Raw genomic sequence first — 25499 nt, 5'->3', positions numbered from 1 at the left:
TTCTCCTTCACAATGTCACCAAAATGGACAAAAACGGTTACAGGGCGAAGCCACACACCCGCTTGTATAGCCGTAGCCACATTCGATGGCGCGGAGGCGAGTCAGGAAGCCTCCCCAGCATCAGCGTTTGAGCCATTACCTTTGCTTTAAGCTTTCTGACCAAAGCTATATAGCAGTACTCACTAAGGTTAGGCAGGGGTGGAACCCCTAGCCCCCACACCCCTTTGTGTCCTAATGCCTATGCGTAGGGCTATAGTATCTATCTTGATAGTTGCTATAGCATTCTCATCTGCACATTTCGCTATTGCAAGTTTACTGACAAGATCTAACCGATCAACTTAAACTATCTACTTTTTATTTTATCTATTGGGGTTGTTCCTTTAAAGTGAAGCGAACACAAAGCATCTTGATATTTAACTTTTATTTGGCTCTATTAATATCTATGATTAATCCTATTTCTCTATCGCTAACCCTATCCCTGTTGTCAGAAAACATTGTTTAGCTAAACCGATAGCAGTCCTAAATCGATCGTAAAACTTACTCTTTCATTCGACATTCGTCATTTGTGTAGAACCAGCAACGATTGACCATTGACCATTGACGATTGACCATTGACCATTGACCATATCTCAGACTTCTTCATGAATCAAATAGGATGACTATATATTGAGTATTTAACGTATACTCAGTGTTAGATTTAGATGATCTAGTAGCAGGCGATCGCATATTCCGGGTGCTTTGAAGTTCCCTATGCTGCTACAAAGAAGTGTTAATAAAAATTACCTTTTATCTTCTCAAATCGAGAAGAATTACGCTGGAGAATAGTTGTATTTCCAGCTTGATTGGCTGAAGGGCATCAATGCGACCCCAAACAGTATTGAGTCCAAGATCACAACCACTCCTGAGAGTGCCACTTCGTGCTGTGTTGATCGTTCCCTTTATTCTGCAAATCTCGATTGCAGTGGGGTTAACGGCTATCTTCGCGATACGCAATGGCCAGAGGGCAGTGGATGATCTGACCTCCCAGTTGCGAGATGAAGTCACGGCACGGATCTCTCAACATCTAGAGGATTATGTTAAAACCCCGCAACTCGTTACACAAATTAATGCCAATGCAGTGCAGTTCGGCACGTTGGACTGGCAGAATCCGGCAAGCCTGGAACGACATTTTTGGCAGCAAATGCGCGTGTTTAGTTCTTTGCGACCGATTGCCTTTGGTAGCGAGCAGGGAAACATTCATTCGGTCGATCGGATGCCCAATGGCTCCCTCGTTATTCGCGTGATGGATGCATCTACAAACAGTGCATATCACACCTATAGCGTGGATCAACAGGGCAACCGCGATCGCCTGCTCAAAGTCAGCAACACCTTCGACCTCCGCACTCGTCCCTGGTATCGGAAAGCGGTTGAAGCTGGAGGTCCAACCTGGACTGACGTTTATCCCTATTTCTCATCGTGGGGATTGGCGATTAGTGCTACCCGCCCCTTCTACGACGAAACGGGACAGTTGTTGGGAGTTACGAATGCCACCCTGTCTCTAGCAGAGTTGGGTCACTTTTTAAGCAATCTGAAGATCGGGCGCACGGGACAAACCTTCATTATGGAGCGATCGGGCAACCTGGTGGCGAGTTCGACCTCTGAACAGCCCTTTTTTGTGCAGCAGGAGGGTGGAGAGGAAAAACGGGAACGGTTAGCGGCGATCGCCAGTCAAGACCCAGTTACGCGGCTCACCGCACAGTATTTAGAAAACTACTTCGGCAACTTCGACCATATTCGCCATAGTCAACAGCTTACCTACGTTATTGATGGCGAACCGTATTTGGTAGAAGTGGCTCCATTTAGCGATCCCTACGGCTTAGATTGGATTATTGTGGTGGTCGTTCCAGAAGCTGACTTCGTGCAATACATTGAGGCAAATACGCGAACCACCATTTTGCTGTGTTCCATAGCACTGCTGGTGTCAACGCTAATGGGTATTGTGACGTCTCAATGGATTGCTCAACCCATAGCCCGTGTGATCGAGGCGGCTCAAGCCATTGCGAATGGCAAATTAGATCAAACTGTTGCAGCTAGGAACATCAAAGAATTAAATGGACTGACTCAAGCGTTTAACCAGATGGCGACTCAGTTACAAGTTTCATTTACCGCTTTAGAAGCCGCCAATGAAGAACTCGAAGTGCGAGTTGAACAGCGAACAGCCGAATTGCAGGAGCGATCGCTGCAACTGAAGCAAGCTCTTAATTTTGAGGCAACACTAAAACGGATTAGTGACCATGTGCGCGACACGCTGGACGAATCGCAAATTTTGCAAACCGTTGTGCGTGAGGTCATGGCAATACTGACAGCTGAATGTTGCTCGACGGCTATTTATGATCTGGAATGCAACTTTCTCATCATTAGATACGAACATGCTAAATCGGGTTGGGCTGCCAGTCAGGGACAGCAGATTCCACTGGATGATGGTCCCTCTGGTATCCATCAGTTCCTCTTGCAAGGGCAGTTCCTCCAATTTTGTCAATTATCTCCCCGGTTTGACCGACCTCACTCCAGTATTCTTGCCTGTCCCGTATTTGGTGAACAGGGCATCCTGGCAGATATCTGGTTATTTCGCAAAGCCGATCAAACTTATACCGATCTGGAAATTCGGTTAGTGCAACAGGTAGCCAATCAATGCGCGATCGCCATTCGTCAGGCACGTCTGTATCAGGCAGCCCAGAGTCAGGTTGAAGAATTGCAGAGGCTACACAACCTCAAAGACGATTTTCTGAGTACGGTGTCTCATGAACTGCGAACCCCCGTCTCCAATATGAAATTAGCCATTCATATGCTAAAAATGGCATCCAACCCAGAGCGACAACAACAATACATCAGTATTTTGGAGACAGAGTGTAAGCGAGAAGTCGAACTGATCAATGATCTACTCGACCTGCAACGCCTGGAAGCTAACCATCAACCGATCGCCCTACAACCGATTGATTTACAGGAATGGCTTCCTCCCATGCTCCAATCGTTTCGATCGCGACTGCATGACCGTCAGCAGATTTTTACCCTAACACTACCTGAAACGATACACCTGCTAAACTCTAACCCCGACAGCCTGGGACGGTTACTGGCAGAACTATTGAACAACGCCTGCAAATACACCCCATCTCACGGTGAGATCGGTTTCACGCTAGAGCAAACCCTTGACGTATCTCATTCCACTGAATCTCCTCGGCTGATAACCCGGTTTGCAGTCCGAAATCAAGCCGAAATTCCCCCAACCGAAATTCCCTACATTTTTGAGAAGTTTTACCGTGTCCCTAACTCAGACCGATGGAATCAGGGCGGTACTGGTTTAGGACTGGCCCTGGTCAAGAAGTTGGTGGAGCAATTGGAGGGTGAAATTATAGTCACCAGTGAAAATGGTTGGACAACGTTTACAGTCAGCTTTACCAGTGACTGCTGTAGTGTTTAGGGTACTGATCCTGAATGTCTGACAAATCTTTAATGCTTGGTGATTGAAATCGGTGAGGACTGAGGACTGATGTCGAAAGGGGTGGTGTTCCAAACCTGTTGATAACCTCTGTAAGACCCCCTGTAGTCCCCCTCGGTAAGGGGGACAGCGACAGCCGGGGGTTAGTGGCAACAGATCTGAAACACTACCTTCGGAGGTAGAGGCGATCGCGTGGAGGACAATTCAAATGACGATTCGGATATGGATCAGTACAATTCTCTTCAATTACCTGTTATGTTGCCAATCTGTGTAGCTAATTCTGTAACGGCACGTTGCTCGCCTCTGCCCGTCAGTTAAGTTGAATAGGTCAACCTTAAACTTAACTTCTGATCGTTTATATGATTCGTCACTTTCAGTCCAAAAGCGTCTCCCAGTCTCAAATTTGGTCGATCGCCCTCCTGAGTCTGGTGATGGCTGGTGCCGTTCCAACCGCTACTCAAATGGGTGCGATGGCGAGTACACCAAATCAGTCGGTGATGAGCACACAAGTGAGTCAGTCCCCATCCAATTCCCGGCTTCCTCAACGAGTTGTCCGGCAGATTCGGCGCGATTTTACCCAACGTTTTCAGTTATCTGCACGCAACTTGAGGGTTGTTGACTTCAGTCGCGAAACCTGGTCGGATAGCTGTTTGGGGCTAGCGGCTCCCAACGAACGGTGTGCCACGGCAACGGTGGAAGGATGGCGCGTTGAAGTCACCAATGGGCAACAAAACTGGGTTTTCCGAACTGACCTGAATGCCCAGGTGATCAGGTTAGAAACGGAGGATACCGCCAGTTTGCCTCCCCAGTTGGTTGATCGGCTGTTTGAAACCATCGCACGGCAAGCAAACGTTCCTGCTAACACGCTACGGGTGATTGAATCTCAGCCCAAGACCTGGGATGGCTGCATGGGCATCTTTGAACCTGGGCAGGTGTGCCAGATGATAGCACTATCGGGTTATCGTGTGATTGTCATGGGCGATCGCCAGAGTTGGGTTTACCATATGAACCAGGATGGTTCGACCATCGTCCAAAATACGACAGCAAGCGGTAGCGGCAGCGAGATTACGCCTTCCTTTATCCCTGACCAGGGGGAGCCCTCCATGCCCAGTGAGGATGTGATTTTTCAGATGACGATCGCTGGCGGGTTGCGTGGCAGTAAAACTGAGACAATCCTCACTTCAAATGGGACGCTCTATCGCCGAGTGACGGAAATGCGAACCTCCGGAGAGCCTGAAACTACCGTAATTAAACGCCTTTCACAGCGGCAATTACAGCAGTTTCAACAGGTGCTAGAGCAACAGAAGTTTCCCAATCTCAACGGGATGAGATATCTGACATCCGCTGCTCTGGCAGATTATCCGACGACGGTTGTACAGGGCATGGGGAGTACGGTAGCTTACATTGACCTTGAACAGGACAACCTGCCCCAGTCCTTGCAGAGAGTTATTGAGGCATGGAGCCGACTGTAGCCGTCTGGTGAAGATTGCCAGACAGGGGAATGCAAGTCAGGTTTAAGGGGAACATCGTAATACCGATTTAAATGGTTTCCAGTACAAATGCGGACGCTCGTAGGGGCGGGTTTAGCTGTTTACTAACGGCAAACCCAAGCACTTATCTGCAAAACCTGCCCCTCCCGATATCTGTCTTGAACACCATTTGATTTGGTATGAGATTCCCAGTGGGCAGATGGATGTAGAATCACGCTTTTATATTGAGCGTCCCCCCATTGAAGCTTTGTGTTATGAGGCGATCGCCCAACCCAGTGCATTAATTCGCATCAAAGCTCCCCGACAAATGGGCAAAACTTCGCTGATGGCACGCATTCTTCATCGAGCCAACCAGCAAGGATCGCAGATCGTACCCCTGAGCTTTCAGCTTGCCAGTCAACGTAGTCTCACAAATTCCGATACTTTTCTCCAATGGTTTTGTGCCAGTGTGAGTTTAGAAGGTGGTGTTCCAAACCTGTTGATAACCTCTGTAAGACCCCCTGTAGTCCCCCTTACCAAGGGGGACGGCGACAGCCGGGGGTTAGTGGCAACAGATCTGAAACACTACCGTTTAGAATTGGGACTGCTTGATCTCGATCAACTCGCAAAGCATTGGCAACTGGCTGATCTAATTGGTAGCAACCAATGTTGCAAAGCCTATTTTGAACAGTATTTGTTACCGCATCTCTCGGCTCCTCTAACGTTGGGATTGGATGAGATCGATCGCGTCTTTGTTAACCTTGAAATTGCCGATGACTTTTTTAGTTTGTTGCGTGCTTTGCATGAAGAAGCCAAACGGCGAGAGATCTGGAAAAATATTCGTTTGATTGTGGTGCATTCCACTGAGGTCTACATTCCACTCGATGTGAACAAATCTCCATTTAATGTCGGATTACCCATCGAGTTATCAGAATTTACCCTGCCCCAAATCGAAGAACTGGTGCGGCGTCATCGTCTTGTCCTTCCCGCCGAGTCGATTCAATCTCTGATGGCACTTATTGGGGGATATCCTTTTCTGGTGCGCTTGACCCTGTATGCGATCGCGCAACCCTAATTGGCTGAGAATACGGGTCACATGGTTTCTCACGGTGGCCTCGGTCAAGTAGAGATTTACACAGGTAGTTTTACAATTCGGTATGGGGAGGAAGGGCTAATCAGGGCGATCGCCTTCAGATTGCCTGTTGAGGATGAGTGATGCGGGTGTTAGTGATATGTTGAATTTGTAGATTTGAGGCAAATATGGCAGACTCCGATGACTTCCCACAGAAGAGTACGGATGAGTTAAAACAGGCTGTCCTGCATCTCGTAGCTGGACGGGATGAAGATTCTCTAGGGAAAAAAGCTCAGTTTTACAAAACCGAACTTGCTGCACTGTTTGCAGAACTGCAAAAACGCAATCCAGTTCCACTCGCGAGCGATCAGGTGTCTCTCGTGCAGGGAGTCTGGCTCTCTCTCTGGTCTACAATTCCCTTTCAAGACATTTTTCCGGGGCGCATCCGTGATCAGTCTTACCAGATTTTTCATCCAGATGGATACTACGCCAACATGGCACGATATGCCCCCGGTTCTCGCATTCCTCTCCTGAAAAAGCTGTCATCCTGGTTGGTGGCTTACGACTTTATGCTGATTCAACGGTATGAGGTCAGCAACCAGCAGTGGTTCATTCAGAACGTCGGTATTGAGCAGACATTGCGGATTCGAGCCAGACCGTTTACGGTTGATGTCGCAGATGCCTGGTTTACAAAAGCGGTAACCTCTCCCAAGCTAGCGAGATTCAAAAATTTGGATCAACCCACAGCTAAAAAAGTGGAGAAAATTCTTCAAGCGACTCCCCAACTCGAACACCTTTACTGCGACCCAGACTTCCGAATCGTCAAGACGCAACGCGAGGCTAACCAGCGAGCGTCCTACACGATCGCCATTCGCAAATCTTGAGATGCATCATCAGTCTTGACCGCATCACAAAATATGTTTCAGGATAATCCTTACGACTTTTCTTCGCAAATTTTTTTCACGAATTTCTCTCTCAACCTTCTTTCCTCAATTCTTTTCCACACCATGATATGCAGCCCTTTCAGCCCATAACCTCATGCATCTAACCCTCAATCACGAACTGGTGAATGTGCTTTTTATGCTGGCGATAACAAGCCTGGCAGCCGGCTATGGCTTTGGCGTTAAAGCTCAACGTCTGCCCTTCACATCTGAGATTGGATTTAGTGATCGGCAGTGGTTATTTCTCAAGGGATGGGTCAAATTAGCCTTAATTGTTGGAGTTCTGTTGCCGATCGCCCTGTGGGCTATCACATGGAACCAATTTTCCTCCTTCAATTTCTGGAGCAGTTATCTTTTAGTTGTTGCCGTGCAACTCATCTCTGAACGTGTGTTTAGTCAGTGGTTCGTTCCCAGTGTGGTAGTTCCTATAGGCCTCTACTACACTGCTTTTCGGCTGTGGCAACTCTTGGATGGATTCACTCAGCTATCTTTATCCCCTTTAGCATGGATCGGTTTTGTCGGTGTTGTCCTGTTTTGGATTGCCAATCTGGTGATGTTGATGGCGATCGCCATTCCAGCGATTTACAAGAGACAGGAATTGCCAGGATAGCTGTTTGTAACCCGCATCGGCAGATTTTGCTCCTGTAGCTGCGATTTCAATCGCCAAGCATACAGGATTTGTCAGGTAGTCAGGGTTGGCACAGAAATTCTAACCATAGCCACATTCGATGGGGCGGAGACGAGCCAGGAAGCTTTCCAGCATCAGGGGTTGAGTCATTGCCTTTGCCGTAAGCTTCCTGACCAAAGCTATATTTGCATATAGTAGTCCTATCTGATTTGTGAAAAAGGTGATTTGTGAAAGTGCCCGCCCGATGGGCGGGCACTTTCACAAATCATTTAGGGTTGCTATATCAAACTCTTTCATCGGAAAGACACAACTGCCTGATTAGCTTTTTAGGATCAGAAGAGTTGAAGATACACTGTTTACACTTATTCTCTGGTTTACATCTTTCCTATCCCAGAGCAAAGAAGGGTGAATCCGCGATCGTTGGCTTACCTCATTTCCTGCCATTGAAAGCATCGGAACTACACCTGACCCATTTGGATGAAAAGGGCTATCGGAAGACATTATGACTGTTAAGCATTCACCGTATCACGATGAACTGAGCCTATCAGACGTAGCTGAAGAATTGGGCAAAAAAGCGTTGCAGTTGGGGTTAATTCGCAGCTTTGTAGTGCGCCACTTTGTCGATAGCAGTCAGTTTTATATTCCCGATGAACATCAGGAGCCATTGACTCCAGAACAAGCTTTTATGCGACTAAAAAGATTAATTGAGCGATTGGATAGACACGGTGAATCGTAACCACAACGACGGCTGATGATTTGTGGAAGTGCTTGCCCTCAAGCAGTTGCTTAGGGTCGCGAATTTATTAAGGTGTAATTTCTGGCGTAGGGGTGTGGCATTCGGTCAAAAGCCCTTGCCATTGTTTCAGAACCCTCTGCCGAATGCCGCGCCCGTACAGGGGGTTGCCGTTTTTCAGGTTATTTAATTCACGATCCTTAGGGAAAACTTTCGTCCAAAACAGCTAACTATTCCCTAAGTACAACTCGTCGTAAATAAGGGTGGGAATCTGGGGTGCAGGGGTGGAACCCCTGGCTGGGGGCACAGCTCCCACACCCCTCTGGTTTTATTTCCAAACCCTATCTGTGAATAGCAGTACTAAGTGACTGCCATGAAGTGAAACAGTTGTATCTTCAACAATTTGTCGATTTAGGGAATACTTGTGCTTTATGTCGAAAAGATACATTCCCTAAACCATCCGCAAAGCCACTAAAATGCCACCCCGAAGCCGACTAGAACGGCTAATTCAAGACATCCACAACTGGCGAAATGAGGAGCTAGAAGAGCTTGCAGCCATGATCACTGGATTGCTAGAAGCCAGACAACAGGATACATCCGATGGCTTTGAAAAGCGGCGAGAAGATGGAACTCCGTTGGGTCGGCATGGTGGAAGAGGGCATATCGAATTGAAAATGATTCCAGATACCAGAACAGGCAAGATCTATGGACCCTACCGTTATCTGCGCTATTGGGGCATGACTAAGAAGGGAACCATGGGGTTGAAGAGTGTGTATTTAGGGAAAGGTCAGCCGAGTAACGATTAACAACTGACAACTCATGTTCAAGGGTGATCCCATCGCCATCAGCGACCGCAATAAGACAATTTCGTTGCATTAACCGCACCTCAAATACCTCTCAACCTTACCCGTGATACGTCATTAGAAAGACGCAGCTAATCAACTACCTTCTTAGGATCAGAAGGACTGAAGGCACACAATTTACGTTTCACCCCTGGTTTTTATGGGAGCAAATCTAGTCGTTGACCATAGGAACTATGACAGCCAATTGTGGAGGGGTAGAGGCGTGGAGGAGCTACCGAATTATTCCCCAGCGATCGCTCTACTTCCCTACTCCTCTAAACCTCTCCTGTCAAATTCACCGTGGTGCAGTACTAAATTGATCATGTCTAGAGCCAGGGTGACGCGAAGTAGCTTTATAGGATTTAGAAAGTGATGAATAGCACGTTGACACGTCCTCTGGCTGTTGTGACAGGTGCCTCCAATGGCATCGGCTACGAACTCGCCAAACAGTTCGCCCAAAACGGTTTTGATTTGCTGGTAACAGCCACTGGAGACAGCATTAATGAAGCGGCTCAAGCATTCCAGCAATGTGGTGCAAATGTCGAAACAGTCCAGGCAGATCTGGCAACCTATGATGGAGTGGAAACGCTTTACAGCACGATCCGGGCGACTGGACAACCAGTAGAGGCGATCGCCATCAATGCAGGTGTCGGTGTGGGTGGCGAATTTGCTCACGAAACCGATCTAAAGGACGAACTCAATCTGATTAATCTGAATGTAGTGTCGTCCGTTCATCTGGCAAAACGAGTAGTCAAAGATATGGTCGATCGCGGCAAGGGACGAATTCTCTTTACATCATCGATCGCCGCTCTCATGCCCGGACCTTTTGAGGCAGTATATGCTGCATCTAAAGCATTCATCCAATCCTTTGCTGAGGGCATTCGCAACGAGTTGCAAGATACAGGCGTTACCGTCACATCACTCATGCCTGGACCAACCGATACCAACTTCTTTCACCGGGCAGAGATGGACGATACCAAAGCAGGTTCTAAGAAGAAAGATGATCCAGCTGAAGTTGCCAAGCAGGGATTTGAGGCATTGATGGCAGGCAAAGATGCCATTATTGCAGGCTCACCCATGACAAAACTTCAGGGCAATGTGAGCAAGGTCTTACCAGATACGGTGAATGCTGCCCAACATCGCCAATTGACAGAACCTGGTTCAAGCAACAAATCATAGGCATCCTGATTGGCGCGAAAGTGGGTTGGTGCAAGATGTCCGGTTATGTCTCCAGTTACACTCCGTTCTAACTGTCACCTGGATGCCTCAGATTAACGGGGAATAATGGAGATACCACCACTGCGCTCTAACACAGCATATTTAATTTGATCCGTTCGCTCCAACCCTTGCAATTCCCGTACTGCTGTCAACACGTCATCATCAGCTACTCGTGCTTTATCCAAATGACCAGAAAAGCATTAGTCATCGAATAATCCTCTTCCAATAAAATATCCCCATGACTTCATCTCAACCTTCATCTCCCAACGGCAATCGTAAAATCCGCTATGCAGTAGTTGGGCTTGGCTGGTTTGCTCAAGAAGCAGCACTGCCAGCCTTCGCTCAAGCCGAGCATTCAGAATTAGTAGCACTTGTATCTGATAACCCCACCAAATTGAAGGAACTGGGTCAAAAATACGGCATTCAGCACACTTACTCCTATGACCAGTACGAAGATTGCTTAACCAGTGGCGAGGTGGATGCAGTTTACATTGCGCTACCCAATCATTTGCACTCTGAATACACAGTACGAGCCGCAAACCAGGGAATTCATGTGATGTGCGAAAAGCCAATGGCAGTCACAGAAGATGAGTGTGAGCAAATGATTCATGCCTGTAAAAGTAATAGTGTAAAACTGATGATTGCTTATCGGTTGCACCTCGAACCAGCGAATATGCAAGCGGTTGAAGTGGTGCGATCGGGACAGATTGGTGAACCACGTATCTTTAACTCGGTCTTTACTCAACAGGTAACTGACGCAGGCAACATTCGTTTGCGGAAAATTACAGGAGGCGGCACGATCGATGACATTGGTATTTACTGCATCAATGCGGCACGGTATCTATTTCAGGATGAGCCAATTGAAGTGTTTGCTGTTGCAGCTAATAAAGGCGAACAACGTTTTGCCGAAGTAGAAGAAATGACCAGTGTGATTATGCGTTTTTCGGATGAGCGGTTGGCAACCTTTACTGTCAGTTTTGGAGCAGCCCAAGTTTCCACCTATCAAGTGGTTGGCACCAAAGGTGATCTGCGCTTAGATCCAGCTTATGCCTGGTTTGGAGAACTGAAACATTACCTGACTATTAACGGTGAAACGAAAGAGCAGTCTTTCCCACCGCACAGCCAGTTAGCTGCCGAGTTCACCTACTTTTCAGATTGCATCCTTCAGAACAAAGACCCAGAACCATCTGGAATGGAAGGGCTAAATGATGTCCGCATCATTCGTGCTTTGTATCAATCCATTGAACAGGGTCAGCCCGTAAAGCTTCAGCTTGATTATCATCAACGCCCCACGGTTGATCAGGCAATTCAGCGTCCTCCTGTTGAGGCGAAGCCAGACTTGATTCATGCTGCCAGTCCAGGTGGAAGCAAGTTATAGACCGTGCTCAATAGCGGGTAGATATAGCTTTGGTTGGGAAGCTTACGACAAAGGCAATGGCTCAAACCCTGGTTCTGGGGAGCTTTCCGACTCGCCTCCACCCCATCGAATGTGGCTACGGCCGTAGGGTTTAGACATGACTCAATCGCAGGAGGAATAGCATAGGCTTCCTTTCAGTCTATGTTCTAAAACTCCTGGCTGCCGCTATATATTTGGCGGTTAAAATCGCAGCTATAGAAGCAAAACCTGCTGACACGGGTTACAAGGAACCTTAATGCATCGAGTCTACAAAGGTGGACTTCGATCGGGTAGCGCGAATTCAACTCGCCAGCGACAGCAAGAATATCAGGGGTTGCAAAACGTTTGTCCGTCAACTAGCTCGATAGGCTTTAGGAGACATTCCAACCAAACTGCGGAAGTGTTTTGCGAGATGATTTTGGTTAGCAAAACCACACTCTAATGCAATATCAGCAATCGATAGATCAGTTTCTTTCAATAACTGCTTCGCACGCTCTACTCGTTGTTGTAGAACGTACTGATAGGGTGAAACTCCCATAGCTTGTTTAAACAAGTGACTGAAGTAATACTGACTGATGCCAAGATGGTTTGCGATCGCTTCTAATGAAATCTCTTCACTAAGACGCTCCTGAATATAATCTAATGTTTGTCTTACCATTTCTGGTGGTAATTCATTCATCTTTACCCGACAAGATCATTGTTCATCAAATACATTTGAAAGCAAGTTTATTCAAATGAGCATTGAAAAGTCGCTTACTCAGAGTTTGATTGAGATTAGACAAATAGGTAAGCCTACCCTGAACTAAAGATTGGAGATACAGGGGTGAGTTGATGGGATGATGGAATAAACCTGTTACTCCTTCATTCACCTACCGCTTTAGTTCCTGCAATAATAATGGTCAGCAACTATTTGCGATTGCCAGCATCCACTCGATACTCGATGTCCCAAAGTGATTTTGAAATCAAAGCTCAATCCGCCAGTGAGGCACCAATCCAAAGAGTTGAGCAACTTGCTAAAGCGAATGCCGTCCTTAAAAAAACAGTCGATGTTTTGGCGAGTGAGCCAGAAATTGACACCGCATTGGGACACGTTTTGTGTGTGATGAGCGAATGTCTGGGCTCGCCTTCATCTGCTTTGTGGTTGGCGGCTCCCAACTCAGATACCTTTCATGTCCATCTAGTGTGTTATGACGGTGAGATTTTTAGAACCACCGCTGATGGTAAGGAACTGCCCGGATCATGGCGGCAGGGGCAAGACTTAGCCTGGAAAACCCATATTCGCGATCGCCATCCCACCATTTATAACGTTGAAACTGCCCCAGAGTTAACACCTGAGCAACGCCAGTTTATGCAACAGTTGGGTGTCAAGACCTTGTTAGGTGTGCCGTTGCTCTTGAGAACGGAAGTGATCGGCAGTTTCACCCTTCGCTTTATGGAACAGCGAGAGTTTCAAGCGGATGATCTGGAACTCATGCAAGCCTTGGCACATCATGCAACTCTAGCAATTCAGTTGCTACGGATGGCAGAGCAAAACCGAGAAGCGGCTATTCTAGAGGAACGCAATCGACTGGCGCGAGAAATTCACGATACATTGGCACAGGCATTCACCGGAATTTCAATTCAACTGGGAGTTGCAAAGTGGCTTTTGAGACAGGATCCGACCGCTGTAGCTGATATTATCGATCGCGTCGAAGATCTGACACGGAGTGGACTGGCGGAGGCACAGCGATCGGTGTGGGCACTCCGTCCCAATGAGAAGGAATACGCCGATCTGGTCCAGCAGTTGTCTGGCAGTGTTAATCAAATGACAACAGGGGCATCGCTTGCAATTGATTTGCAAATTTTGGGAGCACCCCGTCTGCTCTCACCAGCGATTGGAAAAAATATATTGCGCATTGGTCAGGAAGCAATCACTAACACGCTGAAGCACGCTGAAGCAACAACCCTGTCTATTAAACTGACCTATGACGATACAAGTGTCGAATTGTGTGTTCAAGATAATGGGCGTGGTTTTTTACCCGATATGGATACGGGTGGTTTTGGGCTGATCAGTATGAGTGAACGTGCCGATCGCATTGGTGGGCAACTAACGATTCACAGCCAACCAGGGCAAGGCACAGAGATTTGTATTCATGTTGCTGCCACTTAGGAGAATGAAGTGATGTCAGAACAATCGATTCGAGTTTTAGTCGTCGATGATCATCCCATTGTTCGCAATGGATTGGTGTTAATGGTGCGATATCGGTCAGGGATGGAGATTGTCGCTGAGGCAGCCAATGGTGTGGAGGCGGTAGCCCTGTTTCGACAATATCACCCGGATATCACGCTGATGGATTTGCAAATGCCAGAAATGAATGGAGTGGAGGCGATCGCCAAAATTCGGCAAGAGTATCCAGAGGCACGCATGATTATCCTCAGCACCTATGACAGTGATGAAGAGATTTATCAGGGGCTACAGGCGGGCGCAAAGGGATACATTCTGAAGAATGCCCCGGTGGATGAAATCGTTAGAGCCATTCACATGGTGCATTCAGGGAAGAAATACATTCCTCCTGAGGTGGGCGAAAAATTGGCAGAACGTATGAGCCGTCCCCAGTTGACTCCGCGAGAACAGCAAGTGTTAGAACTGATCGCGCAGGGTCAAAGTAACAGCGAAATTGCCGAAACGCTACACCTGTCTGAAAGCGCAATTAAGTATCATGCCAATCATGTGTTTAGCAAATTAGGGGTGAGCGATCGCACCCAGGCAGCCCTTTTCGCTATCAAACGGGGCATGGTGAGCCGGACGCTAACATCGTAATACATCTCCGGTAAACAGCACTTCCCCTGCGTTGGAGGCGTAGTCGGGAGGAGTTCGATACCACAATTTCTGCTTATTTTGATAGTGTTATAGACCTGTTGATAGCCTCTATAAAACCCTGTAGTCCCCCTTAGCAAGCTAATGTGTCTTGACGAAGGCTCAAAGTCCCACAGAGTTAGGGATTTTAAGGGCTTGAGAGGAGTTGTGTGTACACGGTAGCCTTAGCTGATATTCTGTGCTTTGGCTGGTGGATGGAATTCGCGCCTATCTAATCGAAGTTCGCCTTCGCAAACTCAATGCATTAAGGTTCTTTGTAACCCGCGTCGGCGAGTTTTGCTCTCGTAGCCGCGATTTTAATCACCAAGCATAAAAGATTTGTCAGGCAGAGGTGTGGGGTTTACCCCTGCACCCCGTCCTAATCAACCCTTCAGTTGCTATAACTTATAATCTTGTACCTCCTTCAATTGCTGAACGAAAATACGCCCTGTGTCTAAAAATCCTCTTGTTTCTCCAGCCAACTATCATGAATTTCTGACTTCCCTCAAGGAGCGTATTCGTCGCTCTCAAGTCCAGGCCGCACTGGCAGTCAATCAGGAGCTAATCAGCCTGTATTGGCAGATTGGACGCGATATCCTGCTTAAGGAGCAGGAACAGGGTTGGGGAGCAAAAATTGTCGATCGACTGGCTCTGGACTTGAAACGAGAATTTCCTGAAATCAAAGGGTTCTCAGCTCGCAACATCCGTTACATGAAGGCTTTTGCAGAAGCCTATCCCGATCAATCAATCTTGCAACGCTGCGTTGCAAAATTACCCTGGCGACATAACATTGCGTTGCTTGAGAAGCTGAAATTGAACGAGGAGCGGCTGTGGTATGCAGAACAAGCTGTAGAGAATGGTTGGAGTCGAGATATATTAGTGCTCCAGATCGAGAATCAACTGCATCGGCGGATGGGAGGGGCGACAACTAATTTTGAGCAAATTCTACCGAAGCCACAGTCTGATCTTGCCAACAGTTTGTTAAAAGATCCCTATCATCTAGAGTTTTTATCGCTGAGCAAGGATGCCCAGGAGCGAGACTTAGAGAATGCGCTAGTCACTCACATTCGCGATTTTTTGCTCGAATTGGGAGTGGGGTTTGCCTTTGTTGGTAGTCAATTTCCCATTGAGGTTGATGGCAGGGAATATCGTATTGATATGCTCTTTTATCATCTTCGACTCCGCTGCTATGTCGTGGTAGAGCTAAAAATTGGAGACTTTCAACCCAGTTTTGGCTCACAGGTTAATTTTTATATCTCGGCGATCGACGATCTAGTTCGACATCCTGACGATCAGCCCACGATTGGTTTGATTTTGTGTACGTCAAAAAGTAAGACAGTAGTGGAGTATGCACTGCGCAACCTCACGACTCCGATAGGAGTGGCGACCCATCGTTTGGCGAAGCAAATTGAAGATAGTCTCCCGTCTATCGAGCAGTTGGAGATGGAGTTGGAGGCGATCGCCTCTGAGGTCACTGTGGAGAGTAAGGAATCAGAAGCATAACATCGACAACTCGTCCGATGGAGGTCGAGAGCGGGTAGGAAGGTCGTCATGGCAACCTGCTAAGACGGCAGGATCTGGTGTAGCGTTGGGGTGGATGTGCTCGCAGTATGGAGCTATCAACAGCATGTTATCAGGAGGGAGAACATGGATACTCAATGGCTAAAGTGGGCGCAGAAACTACAGGCGATCGCCCAGTGTGGGCTAACCTACAGCCAAAATCCCTTTGATATCGATCGGTTTCAGCAGGTGCAACAGATTGCCGCTGAAATCATGGCAACTCACTCTAATGTGGAACCCAATCTAGTGCTGGATCTGTTCAAACGGGAAACGGGATACGCTACTCCCAAAGTTGATGTCCGGGGTGCGGTTTTTCAGAATGACAAAATTCTCTTAGTTAAAGAAAAGTTTGACGGATTGTGGACGTTGCCTGGAGGGTATGTAGATGTGGGTGAACCGCCAAGCCTCGCAGTAGAGCGAGAAGTCTACGAGGAATCTGGTTATCAAACACGAGCCGTAAAGTTACTCGCGCTGTACGATCGCGACCATCCCCGTCACAATCATCCACCCTTTGAACATCACATTTACAAACTCTTTTTTCTGTGCGAGTTGTTAGGGGGTTCACCGATAGATAATGTAGAAACCGAAGAAGCCACTTTCTTTGCGGAAGATGAAATCCCAGATTTGTCTCTGTCTCGTGTGATGCCTGCTCAGATTAGTCGTCTATTCGCGCATTATCGTCATCCAGATTGGCAAACTGATTTTGATTAACTGGTGAGATGACGACGACTGACACTAAACTTTCATCAGACTTTCAGACGTCTAGAATCGGTGTGCCGAAATTACAATTCGCGCACACGCTTCCGCATCTGACAATGCTTGATGGTGATCTAACTCAATCCCCAGATACTCACAAACATTGGGCAATTTTGTGGGGCGAATGTTCCAGGTTTTGCGAGCCAGTTGTACGGTACAAACAAAAGGCTGTGAGGGTCGAGGAATGCCATACGTGTCACAACAGGCATACAAAACTCCCTTATCAAAGGAAGCGTTATGGGCTGCCAGAAACTCTACACCATACAGGCTTGAATTAAAAACATTCCACAACTCGCCAAAGGAGGGTTGGTCAGCCACATCTCGCCATCGAATGCCATGAATCGAGGTAAACCGGAATGTTGACCGAGGTGGACGGATCAGATAATGCGCCCGTTGCACAATCTGGTAGTTTTCTACGCGGATAAGCCCCACAGAACAGGCACTATCTCTGGCGTTGTCTGCTGTTTCAAAATCCAGAGCAACAAAAGTTGTCATGATCAACCGATGAGCCGTAAAAGCAATGAACCTATTCTCTAATATTCCCGACTCAGCCGATCGCGCAATCAATATCGTTCCCTGGTCGTCGCTATTACTTAGGTAACAAGCCGACATTTCGCCCAATCAGTTTATCTAGCCAGCGATCGGGTAAGAGAGCAGGAAGAATCCAGTTGGAAATTGGGTTGCGAACAATCGTGTATCGGGATTTTGGATTTGGAGTTTCAAAGACTCTGCGAATAAAGCGTCCGACTACCTCTGAGGAATACCCCTGTTTGCCCTGAGCAACAAAATATTGTTGAAAAGCTCGTATCGATTCTGCATACTCAGTCGCGGTATATCGGCTCACATCCTGTGCTGATTCCTTATCCCAAATGGGGGTATTTACAGCACCCGGAGCCACAATAATGACATCAATCCCATGAAGCTGTAGCTCTCGTCGTAGGCTGTGAGAGATGCCTTCAACTGCATGTTTGCTACCTGCATAAGCCCCGATAAACGGAGCAGCAATCTTGCCACCAGTAGAACTAATGTTAATGATTCTGCCTGGGTTTGCACGCGATGTTTGAGCTTTTAACAGCGGTAGAAACGCTTGAGTAACGGCGATTAAACCAATCACATTCACTTCAAATTGCCAGCGAATCTCATCTAAGGGTTGGTGGATGAGTGGACCACTGGTCGCAATACCAGCGTTGTTGATCAATCCTGCTAACCCTTTGCCTTCTAACATGGATGCAACCTTGTCAGCAGCTTGCTGGATCGCATTTGCATCGGTGACATCAAAGCATAGCGGTACAAAATTTGTACCCATTTCATGGCTCAGTTGTTGGGCATCTCTATCTTGACGAACGCTGCCAAATACATGATACCCCTGGCTTACAAATTCTTTGGCTGCTCCGTATCCAATCCCTGAAGAAGCTCCTGTAATTAAAACCGCTCTCATAATCACCTCTTTGACAGATCGCTAGTTCAGCTAAAGTCACTGTAAACTATGGACTATACTCCAGAGTCAAGGATTTATCATGCTGATTAGCGAACTTGCAAAACGATCTGGGTTACCGATTGATACAATTCGCTTTTACGAAAAGAAAGGCTTGATTGATTCTGAGTTGATTAATCGCAAGAGTAATAACTACAGGGACTATTCTGAGGCGAGTCTGGAGCGGTTAGTCTTGATTCAACGGGCAAAGCGATTAGGGTTTACACTCACTGAGATTCAAGATTGGATTAAAGACTTTGAGAATGATCAGCTAACGGTTGATCAGAAACGAGATATTTTGAGTCGAAAACTTGGACAAATTGATGAACGAATTGAAGAAATGAAGCAAATGAGACAGTATCTTTTGACTAAGATAGAGCACTTAGGCGAATGGGATGGAGTTCTCACAGAACGAGGGCCGACAAAACAAGGCTTGATGCCTTCTTGAGTCCGTGTTACAGGTTGGCGATCGCACTTCTGTAATCCTTTCGCGATCGCCATTGAAAGTATTTTCTGCTTGTTTGACCTCGACTACCTACTCTTCACTCCCCGACCGAATCACAGGTTTATTCAATGGCAAGCAAACCATAAAACTCGTTCTTCCTGGCTTTGACTCAAATAGGATTGAGCCCTGATGGCGATTCTCAATGATACGGCGGATAGTTTCTAAGCCTAATCCCGACCCTTGCCCTACGGGTTTCGTTGTAAAGAACGGTTCAAAAATGCGCGACTGAATTTCAGGTGGAATGCCGCTTCCAGAGTCGGTGATATCAACCCGAATGGAACTTCCTTTAAACTGGGTAGTCAGTTCCAATACACCTTTGCCATCCATAGCATCGATCGCATTGTCAATTAAGTTTGTCCACACTTGATTGAGTTCGCTGCCAAAGGCGAGCACCTTGGGTACTTTGGGATCATACTGCCGTTTGACCTGAATGCCCTGCTTGAGTTTGTGTCCAAATAGGCGCAGCGTATCTTCCAATCCCTGATGGACATCGACTTCCTGTTGAATGCCCTGATCGAGATAAGAGTAGGACTTCATCGCTTTGACAAGCTCTGAAATGCGTTCTGCACCCCGCAAACCATGCTTAACCATGGACATCACTTCAAAGGACAACGCCAACCAGTGCAATCCCATCTCTCGCAGTTCGGTGGTGTCATTTCGCCAACGCTCCATCAACTGATCGAGCATTTCAGGCGTAACGTCGCCTTCTGCCAGGGGTTCAGCCAGCTTCCAGGCTTTCTCAACCCCGTAGTCTTCTAACCACTCCAGCAGGCTCTCTTCGCGATCGCTCAGTGTCACTGGATTGGTGCGATCGTTCAAAATGGCTTCATAGCCTGCATCGCGTATCTGCAACCATTTCTGGGTATGCTCAGGTTCTACCTGGCGTTGCCCGTACACCAGATTCATCCGTTGTAATTCCAGCATCGCCGTTGGCATCTCCTTGAGTGCCCGAACCAGCGCAGCAGCAGGGTTATTTAACTCGTGGGCAAGCCCTGCGGCTAAGGTTCCCAAAGCTGCCATTTTTTCTCGTCCACGAATAAACGACTCTAACCCACGCGATCGCCGCTCCATGCTGCGGAAGATCATGCGCTCAAATTCACGACATTCGTGCAACAGCGTACGAAAGTCCTCTGTCTCGATCTCGTACAGGTAGCACTCGGTTAACGCTTGCAGTGTAACCGGAGCAGGGTCATCGGTGAGCACCTGGATCTCGCCAAAAAAAGCAGGTGCATTGTGTCGCCCAATGGGAATTTCAGCCCCTTCGCTGCGGCGAGTGATGACGATTTGACCTTTGACCAGGATGAGTAGACCCCGATGGGGATCACCCTCACGCACCAGCACCTCTCCGGTCTGGAGTGACACTTTTTGGGCGCGATCGCACACCCATTGCAGTCGAGCTTCAGGCAGTTTTTGAAACGGTTCGAGCAGCAACAAGTCATCGATACATAATTGGTTTCCCATGACGCTACACCTTGCTGAGGTAACGATGGACAAATTGAACGGCGATCGCACCCTCACCCACTCCGGATGCCACTCGTTTGACAGAGTTGTAGCGCACATCTCCGGCGGCAAAAATGCCCGGAACGCTAGTTTCAAGCAGGAAGGGGGGGCGATCAAGATTCCAGCCTTTCGGGGGCTTGCCCTCTCGAATCAAGTCGGGTCCAGTCAGGATAAAGCCCTTTTCATCTCGCTCGACTGTGCCATCCAGCCAATCGGTTTGAGGCATCGCACCAATGAAAATGAAGAGGGATGTGGCATTAACCGTGTCTCGTTCACCTGTGTTGAGATTTTTAACCACCAGGGCTTCCAGGTTGGTTGTCCCTTTGACCTCTTCCACGACACAGCCTGTACACACCCGAATATTGGGGGTCGCCTCGATCTGGTCGATCAGATATTGCGACATGCTCTTAGTCAGGGGCGATCGCACCAACATCACCACCTCACTCGCATATTTGGAGAAGTGCATGGCGGCTTGTCCGGCAGAGTTGGCACCCCCGACAATGTAAACCGATTCTCCCTGGCAGGCGATCGCCTCTGTCATAGCGGCTCCATAGTAGACCCCTGCACCACATAACGGGTCGATTCCCGGCACACTAAGTTTGCGATAGGAAACTCCGGTCGCGACCAGCAGTGCGTGGCAACTGATCTCACTCCCATCTGCCAAGTGCAAAATCCGGTAAGGGTCAGTAATGCGAACGCTCCTGACTTCTTGAGGTGTGAGAATTTCTACGCCAAATCGCCGGGCTTGTGTCACGGCTCGACGGGCTAAATCTGCCCCGCTCAACCCCACCGGAAACCCCAGATAGTTTTCAATGCGAGAACTGGAACCCGCCTGTCCGCCTGGTGCTTCTCGCTCAATCATGACGGTGCTGAGTCCCTCAGATGCACCATAAACAGCGGCAGCTAATCCCGCAGGTCCACCGCCGATGATGGCGAGGTCATAAAAGGGACGTTCTGCCTGAGTTCGCAGTCCGATTTTTTCGGCGATCGCCAGGTTTGAGGGCTGTACCAACCGGGAACCGTCGGGAAAGAGAACCAGGGGTAACTGTTGTTTGCCCTCAGCTTCGGCATACTCTACCAATTTGGCGGCTTCAGGTTCCAGTTCAACATCCAACCACTGATAGGGGATCTGGTTCCGTGCCAGGAAGTCTTTTGCCTGGTGAGATAGGGGTGACCAACGATTTCCCACAACCCGGATGCCTTCAAAGGGTGGACGAAAGCCTGCAAACCAGTCATCCAGCAAGTCATCCAACACTGGATAAAGCCGCTCTTCGGGGGGATCCCAGGGTTTCAGCAAGTAATAGTCGATGCGTGTCCGGTTGATGGCGCGAATGGCAGCATCGGTATCAGCATAAGCCGTCAGGAGTGCCCGTTTTGCTTCTGGATAGAGTTTGAGGGCTTCCCCCAAAAATCCTACCCCGTCCATGTTGGGCATCCGTTGATCGACGAGAAACAGTGCCACGGATTCATTTCGCAGCTTCAGTTGTTCCAGGGCTTCTAACGCGCTTTTCCCAGACTCAGCCCGAACGACGCGAAAGCGATCGCCATACTGATGTCGCAAGTCTCGTGACACGGCTTGCAATACATCTGGATCATCATCAACAGTCAGAATTACAGGCTTTGCCATTGCGTACCTATCCCGCTAGAAGTCGTTTGACGTTGCTCTACACTAACCTTTGTTCGGCGGAAATACGAGTCCTGATTGTTGGGCTAAACCGACCCAAGGAACTTGAAAGAAACATTCCATAGCAGTCTATTAAAACTGGTTGCCGAGTTTCTGGGTCAGTTTCCATTGATTGTAGTTCTGCTTTTCTCAAATTAGAATTACAGGCTTTGCGGTGATGAATACATCCTGCTACCGGTTCTTTTTTACAGAAAGACAAAATACCCCCTGATTGCAGCGGTCATTGAGCAACGGCAAGCCGTGATCTCAAAGCTGAGGGGGTGAACAGTGTAGTGAATTTGACGGGAGCGCGATCGCCTAGCCTTTGTTGCCCGTGCTATTTGTTACCCAATCCTCTTTAATCGCCAGAAAATTAAGCACTCCATCCAGTGAGCTGTAATCGATTTGATACTGTCGTTGCAGGCTGACGAGGGCATACCGTGTGCCATGTTCCTTCTTACCGATCGCGAGATAATAACCAAGCCTTGAAGCCATGACTGTAGCGTATTTTGTTAAGGCATCCATGGGTTGATAGTCCTTTCAAAGTAATTTAAAGTAGCGGTTGAAACTAGAAATCTAGCGTAGTGTCTGTAATATGACTTAGTTCTGATAGATGGGGGTAGAGGTGATCGCCCCTCTCCGCAAACTCACCGAAGGTTCCAATAATACCTCTGGTGTATCCGTATTATTTAGGAGATCAGGAGTAGAAGGGGGCGATCGCTCCAAAAATCCCTTAAGAAATAGAATTAAATCAGTTCGATGTTTGATAGAGGCAGGTATTGAGTCTGCGGCAGGGGCAAACGACCATTCGCCCGGACAAAACAGGATTGAAGTGGGTGCATCTAGTGATTGGGGAACTGAACCCGGCGAATGAATTCGCGGCTATATGAGCGAAGTCCGCCGATGCGGACTGAGGTTTTGAACCTGCGTAGGTAGTTCTCTCTGCAAACAAATCTCAGACAAACCTCGTTTCCAATCTCCTGCTTGGAAATGGAATTACGGAGGCTCTGCCTCCTGAAGCAATGGTTGAAGGCAAAGCCTCCCTGTGTGCATTCCTAGATAGAAGCTAGAAGAATTTTGGCAAAATATAGCTTTTGTCAGAAAGGTTAAGGCAAAGGTAATGGCTCAAGCCCTGATGCTGGGAAAACTTTCTGACTCGCCTCCGCCCATCGAGTGTGGCTACGGCTATACCTTCTGCTCAAAGCGATTAAAGAGAGTTGGTCCAGCTTCAGGAAAGCAAAACTAACCGATCGCACACTTCGTTGCATACCGATTGTTGATTTGGTTTGGGATAAAATCTTGGTGATTGAAACCGCAAATTCTGGTCGAGCCTCGGACTTGACTCTGATAGCTGCAAATTGATTCTCCAGGTGCTCAACCCGAATTGACGTTATTGTTAGTCTCTGTTGAGACTCATCTGTTAGATTCTGGCAGATGGTGTTTGATCGACGACAGCAACCCATTCAGCCATACCAAAATGATGCTATCACCGCTCTCCTTCCTGATCGATGAACTGAAGCAAAATGGCATTGCCACAGCTGTTCCTGAGTTAATTCAACATCCCGATGTGCTGGCAGAACTGAGTTACGCGCTCAGCCCAGTTCTGCACGAAGGAAAGCTGCAACCTTACGGCTTCATCGCGATCGAAAAGAAGAATGCTCCCGTCATTAAAAGCACTTGTGAGAAATTGCAAATTAATCTGTCGGAGGCAAGGCGAGTGGCGGATGGGTGCTACAGTTTCTCTATTTTCAAATCGGGGCAGTTTCACGGAGTGTTTATCCCCAAGTATGCTGCTTACACCGAACTGCAACTCGTGCAGCTTCAGCAAGAGTTAGGTGCGATTATTGGGATTACCGACACTAACGGTGTGACCAAACTATTTTGTGATGCTGGGCTGTTCATTCACCAGTACCGCAGTTGGCAGAAAAAACCTTGTATCAATCAAGCCTTAAGTAATATTCGCCGTTGTGCTCCTCAAGCTGATCCTGAAACGTTAAAGGACTTGTTAGAGTTTTGTTTTCATGATTTGAGCCCACGTAAAATTGGGGCGACACTGGTCTGGTGTTTGGCAGAGCCAAGCCCAGAGGAATGGGAAAATATGCGCCCCAACTTTGCACTTCAGGAGATTGAAACGCAAGTAGGCAGCGATCGCTCTGTGGCTGTTTTGCGTCACCTCCTGACCTACACTGATGGAGCCGTTATTCTAGATGCTCAAGCACGGGCGATCGGGGTAGGCGCACAACTGAAATATTCTGAAGCAAGTAAGCGTTTGATTGAGGCGCGTGCTGGAACTCGACACACCTCTGCTCAACGCTTTTCCTTTGATTTTGTCAAAGGAATTATCTTTGTTGTCTCCAGTGATGGTCCAGTCACCATTTTTTCTGATGGCATGAGTGTGACAGATCTGGAGGTTCGTTTCATTGATGAAACACCCATTGAAGACACAGAAGATTACTCAACGTCAGAAGTTGCGATCTCTTCCTGCTCAAGTGAGGTGACTTGTCAGGGGTGTAAAAAACGACTCAAGATTCAAGAGATAGAAAGTGAGGATCTGCAAAAACAGGAAAGATCATTACGTTGTCCTATATGCGGTCATTCTCTTCACTCAGTTACCTGTAGTAACTTAGATGTTTATGTGATCAAAGTACTACAGGAAGCAATGCGGTTAGTACATCAATCTGATGCATCTCTGATCATAAAAACTGTCTCAACCTCACGTCAATTGTCATGATTGCCTCTCCAGGTTATTAAAAAGGATCACGCATCAAATAATACAAATGCCCTGGCTGTACGGGTCTGGCAATGACAAACCCCTCCACAAAAATTACACCTTGTTTAATTCATGTTCCTAAGGATTTTGGATTACTTTTGGATCATTCATGGATGTGAAAACTTCTCAATTTAGAAGTTTTTGGCGTTGAAAAACAGCTTTAATTTATCTGCATAGCAGCTTGCTCTGCATCACTGAAGAGGCGCGATCGCGTGATAAAGCGTTCGCCTGAATCCCCTTCTAACGAAAAATCATTACCACCGGGACCGGGAGCAACATCCAAAATGAGTTGCGTATGTTTCCAGTGATGATATTGCTGCGCACCGATGTAGAATGGGCAGCCTTGAATTTCACCTAACAGCACATCGGCTGAACCAATAATAAATTCCCCGACTGGGTAACACATGGGTGAACTGCCATCACAACACCCACCGGATTGATGAAACATTAATAGCCCATGCCGCTGTTTCAAATGCTCAATTAATTGCAACGCTGCATCCGTTGCCGTGACTTTTTCAACCATAAATATCAATCTTTATCAAAAAAATAGTGGATTTGACAGAGGGCGAATATTACAGCCGTAGCCAAATTTAATAGAACGGAGGCGAGCCAGAAAACTTCCCAAAAATCAATCTTTGAGTCATTGCCTTTGTCCTAACTA

The 25499-nt window shown here is 47.6% G+C and carries 23 protein-coding genes and 1 pseudogene; 15 read left to right on the top strand and 9 right to left on the bottom strand.

The window, feature by feature from the left end; all coding sequences use genetic code 11:
- Positions 1 to 37 precede the first annotated feature (37 nt).
- Positions 38 to 163, bottom strand: a complete 126-nt coding sequence (locus H6G89_RS35775) for a hypothetical protein (protein ID WP_255519453.1) — start codon at positions 161 to 163, stop codon at positions 38 to 40.
- A gap of 744 nt (positions 164 to 907) precedes the next feature.
- Between H6G89_RS35775 and H6G89_RS19100 the strand changes: the two genes are divergently transcribed.
- From H6G89_RS19100 to H6G89_RS19065, 8 genes and pseudogenes are all read left to right on the top strand, one after another.
- Positions 908 to 3457 (top strand): ATP-binding protein, encoded by a 2550-nt coding sequence (locus H6G89_RS19100; protein ID WP_190509317.1) that lies wholly within the window; start codon positions 908 to 910, stop codon positions 3455 to 3457.
- Between the two features lie 377 nt (positions 3458 to 3834).
- Positions 3835 to 4947 (top strand): hypothetical protein, encoded by a 1113-nt coding sequence (locus H6G89_RS19095; protein WP_190509315.1) that lies wholly within the window; start codon positions 3835 to 3837, stop codon positions 4945 to 4947.
- A 199-nt stretch (positions 4948 to 5146) separates the two neighbouring features.
- Positions 5147 to 6013: pseudogene (locus H6G89_RS19090) on the top strand (AAA-like domain-containing protein); the annotation flags it as partial.
- 191 nt (positions 6014 to 6204) lie between these two features.
- A complete protein-coding gene (locus H6G89_RS19085; RefSeq protein ID WP_190509313.1) occupies positions 6205 to 6900 on the top strand; it encodes a hypothetical protein in 696 nt (231 codons plus the stop codon).
- Between the two features lie 154 nt (positions 6901 to 7054).
- Entirely contained in the window at positions 7055 to 7567 is a 513-nt protein-coding gene (locus H6G89_RS19080; RefSeq protein WP_190509311.1) for a hypothetical protein, read from the top strand.
- Positions 7568 to 8087: 520 nt separating this feature from the next.
- The gene (locus tag H6G89_RS19075; RefSeq protein WP_190509309.1) at positions 8088 to 8321 is read left to right on the top strand and encodes a hypothetical protein; all 234 of its coding nucleotides are present in this window, start codon (positions 8088 to 8090) and stop codon (positions 8319 to 8321) included.
- 473 nt (positions 8322 to 8794) lie between these two features.
- Positions 8795 to 9124, top strand: coding sequence for a hypothetical protein (locus H6G89_RS19070; RefSeq protein ID WP_190509307.1), 330 nt, complete (start codon positions 8795 to 8797; stop codon positions 9122 to 9124).
- A gap of 408 nt (positions 9125 to 9532) precedes the next feature.
- On the top strand, positions 9533 to 10339 hold the full coding sequence (locus H6G89_RS19065; protein WP_190509305.1) for an SDR family NAD(P)-dependent oxidoreductase: 807 nt from the start codon (positions 9533 to 9535) through the stop codon (positions 10337 to 10339).
- Between the two features lie 92 nt (positions 10340 to 10431).
- Here the strand turns inward: H6G89_RS19065 and H6G89_RS35770 are convergent, their stop codons facing one another.
- Positions 10432 to 10563 carry a hypothetical protein gene (locus tag H6G89_RS35770; RefSeq protein ID WP_255519452.1) on the bottom strand — a complete coding sequence of 44 codons (132 nt, stop codon included), beginning with the start codon at positions 10561 to 10563 and terminating at the stop codon, positions 10432 to 10434.
- A gap of 53 nt (positions 10564 to 10616) precedes the next feature.
- Here H6G89_RS35770 and H6G89_RS19060 point away from each other — a divergent pair, with 53 nt between their 5' ends.
- Positions 10617 to 11756: a Gfo/Idh/MocA family protein gene (locus H6G89_RS19060; RefSeq protein ID WP_190509302.1), complete on the top strand. Its 1140-nt coding sequence runs from the start codon at positions 10617 to 10619 to the stop codon at positions 11754 to 11756.
- Positions 11757 to 12126: 370 nt separating this feature from the next.
- On the opposite strand, the gene H6G89_RS19055 is transcribed toward H6G89_RS19060, so the two are convergent.
- Positions 12127 to 12453, bottom strand: a complete 327-nt coding sequence (locus H6G89_RS19055) for a helix-turn-helix domain-containing protein (RefSeq protein ID WP_190509300.1) — start codon at positions 12451 to 12453, stop codon at positions 12127 to 12129.
- Positions 12454 to 12669: 216 nt separating this feature from the next.
- Here H6G89_RS19055 and H6G89_RS19050 point away from each other — a divergent pair, with 216 nt between their 5' ends.
- The 4 genes from H6G89_RS19050 to H6G89_RS19035 all read left to right on the top strand — a co-directional run bounded on the left by H6G89_RS19050 (position 12670) and on the right by H6G89_RS19035 (position 16881).
- Positions 12670 to 13923, top strand: a complete 1254-nt coding sequence (locus tag H6G89_RS19050; RefSeq protein WP_190509298.1) for a GAF domain-containing sensor histidine kinase — start codon at positions 12670 to 12672, stop codon at positions 13921 to 13923.
- A gap of 12 nt (positions 13924 to 13935) precedes the next feature.
- A complete protein-coding gene (locus H6G89_RS19045) occupies positions 13936 to 14574 on the top strand; it encodes a response regulator (protein WP_190509296.1) in 639 nt (212 codons plus the stop codon).
- A 486-nt stretch (positions 14575 to 15060) separates the two neighbouring features.
- Positions 15061 to 16113: a PDDEXK nuclease domain-containing protein gene (locus H6G89_RS19040; RefSeq protein WP_190509294.1), complete on the top strand. Its 1053-nt coding sequence runs from the start codon at positions 15061 to 15063 to the stop codon at positions 16111 to 16113.
- Between the two features lie 144 nt (positions 16114 to 16257).
- A complete protein-coding gene (locus H6G89_RS19035; RefSeq protein WP_190509292.1) occupies positions 16258 to 16881 on the top strand; it encodes an NUDIX hydrolase in 624 nt (207 codons plus the stop codon).
- 51 nt (positions 16882 to 16932) lie between these two features.
- Here the strand turns inward: H6G89_RS19035 and H6G89_RS19030 are convergent, their stop codons facing one another.
- Together H6G89_RS19030 and H6G89_RS19025 are read right to left on the bottom strand one after the other, a co-directional pair.
- Entirely contained in the window at positions 16933 to 17421 is a 489-nt protein-coding gene (locus H6G89_RS19030) for a 3'-5' exonuclease (RefSeq protein WP_190509290.1), read from the bottom strand.
- Between the two features lie 94 nt (positions 17422 to 17515).
- On the bottom strand, positions 17516 to 18364 hold the full coding sequence (locus H6G89_RS19025) for an SDR family oxidoreductase (RefSeq protein ID WP_190509288.1): 849 nt from the start codon (positions 18362 to 18364) through the stop codon (positions 17516 to 17518).
- A gap of 79 nt (positions 18365 to 18443) precedes the next feature.
- Between H6G89_RS19025 and H6G89_RS19020 the strand changes: the two genes are divergently transcribed.
- Positions 18444 to 18848, top strand: a complete 405-nt coding sequence (locus tag H6G89_RS19020; RefSeq protein WP_199336807.1) for a MerR family transcriptional regulator — start codon at positions 18444 to 18446, stop codon at positions 18846 to 18848.
- 87 nt (positions 18849 to 18935) lie between these two features.
- Here the strand turns inward: H6G89_RS19020 and H6G89_RS19015 are convergent, their stop codons facing one another.
- From H6G89_RS19015 to H6G89_RS19005, 3 genes are all read right to left on the bottom strand, one after another.
- Positions 18936 to 20366, bottom strand: a complete 1431-nt coding sequence (locus H6G89_RS19015; RefSeq protein ID WP_190509287.1) for a sensor histidine kinase — start codon at positions 20364 to 20366, stop codon at positions 18936 to 18938.
- 4 nt (positions 20367 to 20370) lie between these two features.
- Entirely contained in the window at positions 20371 to 22032 is a 1662-nt protein-coding gene (locus H6G89_RS19010; protein WP_190509285.1) for a response regulator, read from the bottom strand.
- A gap of 354 nt (positions 22033 to 22386) precedes the next feature.
- Positions 22387 to 22593, bottom strand: a complete 207-nt coding sequence (locus H6G89_RS19005) for a hypothetical protein (protein ID WP_190509283.1) — start codon at positions 22591 to 22593, stop codon at positions 22387 to 22389.
- Positions 22594 to 23545: 952 nt separating this feature from the next.
- Between H6G89_RS19005 and H6G89_RS19000 the strand changes: the two genes are divergently transcribed.
- Positions 23546 to 24799 (top strand): diadenylate cyclase, encoded by a 1254-nt coding sequence (locus H6G89_RS19000; protein WP_190509281.1) that lies wholly within the window; start codon positions 23546 to 23548, stop codon positions 24797 to 24799.
- 199 nt (positions 24800 to 24998) lie between these two features.
- Here H6G89_RS19000 and H6G89_RS18995 read toward each other — a convergent pair whose 3' ends face one another.
- A complete protein-coding gene (locus H6G89_RS18995; RefSeq protein WP_190509279.1) occupies positions 24999 to 25361 on the bottom strand; it encodes a DUF779 domain-containing protein in 363 nt (120 codons plus the stop codon).
- Positions 25362 to 25499: the final 138 nt, after the last annotated feature.

Origin of the sequence: Oscillatoria sp. FACHB-1407, assembly GCF_014697545.1 — a bacterium.
Taxonomy (GTDB): Bacteria; Cyanobacteriota; Cyanobacteriia; order Elainellales; family Elainellaceae; genus FACHB-1407.
Note: the sequence above shows the minus strand (reverse complement) of the source record. Positions and strands in the feature narration are given on the sequence as shown.

What these genes read in the sequence shown, in the direction of transcription:
- H6G89_RS19095 (WP_190509315.1), top strand. Translation starts at nt 3,835, where the DNA reads ATGATTCGTCACTTTCAGTCCAAAAGCGTCTCCCAGTCTCAAATTTGG.
- H6G89_RS19085 (WP_190509313.1), top strand. Translation starts at nt 6,205, where the DNA reads ATGGCAGACTCCGATGACTTCCCACAGAAGAGTACGGATGAGTTAAAA.
- H6G89_RS19080 (WP_190509311.1), top strand. Translation starts at nt 7,055, where the DNA reads ATGCATCTAACCCTCAATCACGAACTGGTGAATGTGCTTTTTATGCTG.
- H6G89_RS19075 (WP_190509309.1), top strand. Translation starts at nt 8,088, where the DNA reads ATGACTGTTAAGCATTCACCGTATCACGATGAACTGAGCCTATCAGAC.
- H6G89_RS19070 (WP_190509307.1), top strand. Translation starts at nt 8,795, where the DNA reads ATGCCACCCCGAAGCCGACTAGAACGGCTAATTCAAGACATCCACAAC.
- H6G89_RS19065 (WP_190509305.1), top strand. Translation starts at nt 9,533, where the DNA reads ATGAATAGCACGTTGACACGTCCTCTGGCTGTTGTGACAGGTGCCTCC.
- H6G89_RS19060 (WP_190509302.1), top strand. Translation starts at nt 10,617, where the DNA reads ATGACTTCATCTCAACCTTCATCTCCCAACGGCAATCGTAAAATCCGC.
- H6G89_RS19055 (WP_190509300.1), bottom strand. Translation starts at nt 12,453, where the DNA reads ATGAATGAATTACCACCAGAAATGGTAAGACAAACATTAGATTATATT.
- H6G89_RS19050 (WP_190509298.1), top strand. Translation starts at nt 12,670, where the DNA reads ATGGTCAGCAACTATTTGCGATTGCCAGCATCCACTCGATACTCGATG.
- H6G89_RS19045 (WP_190509296.1), top strand. Translation starts at nt 13,936, where the DNA reads ATGTCAGAACAATCGATTCGAGTTTTAGTCGTCGATGATCATCCCATT.
- H6G89_RS19035 (WP_190509292.1), top strand. Translation starts at nt 16,258, where the DNA reads ATGGATACTCAATGGCTAAAGTGGGCGCAGAAACTACAGGCGATCGCC.
- H6G89_RS19030 (WP_190509290.1), bottom strand. Translation starts at nt 17,421, where the DNA reads ATGACAACTTTTGTTGCTCTGGATTTTGAAACAGCAGACAACGCCAGA.
- H6G89_RS19025 (WP_190509288.1), bottom strand. Translation starts at nt 18,364, where the DNA reads ATGAGAGCGGTTTTAATTACAGGAGCTTCTTCAGGGATTGGATACGGA.
- H6G89_RS19020 (WP_199336807.1), top strand. Translation starts at nt 18,444, where the DNA reads ATGCTGATTAGCGAACTTGCAAAACGATCTGGGTTACCGATTGATACA.
- H6G89_RS19015 (WP_190509287.1), bottom strand. Translation starts at nt 20,366, where the DNA reads ATGGGAAACCAATTATGTATCGATGACTTGTTGCTGCTCGAACCGTTT.
- H6G89_RS19010 (WP_190509285.1), bottom strand. Translation starts at nt 22,032, where the DNA reads ATGGCAAAGCCTGTAATTCTGACTGTTGATGATGATCCAGATGTATTG.
- H6G89_RS19005 (WP_190509283.1), bottom strand. Translation starts at nt 22,593, where the DNA reads ATGGATGCCTTAACAAAATACGCTACAGTCATGGCTTCAAGGCTTGGT.
- H6G89_RS19000 (WP_190509281.1), top strand. Translation starts at nt 23,546, where the DNA reads ATGATGCTATCACCGCTCTCCTTCCTGATCGATGAACTGAAGCAAAAT.
- H6G89_RS18995 (WP_190509279.1), bottom strand. Translation starts at nt 25,361, where the DNA reads ATGGTTGAAAAAGTCACGGCAACGGATGCAGCGTTGCAATTAATTGAG.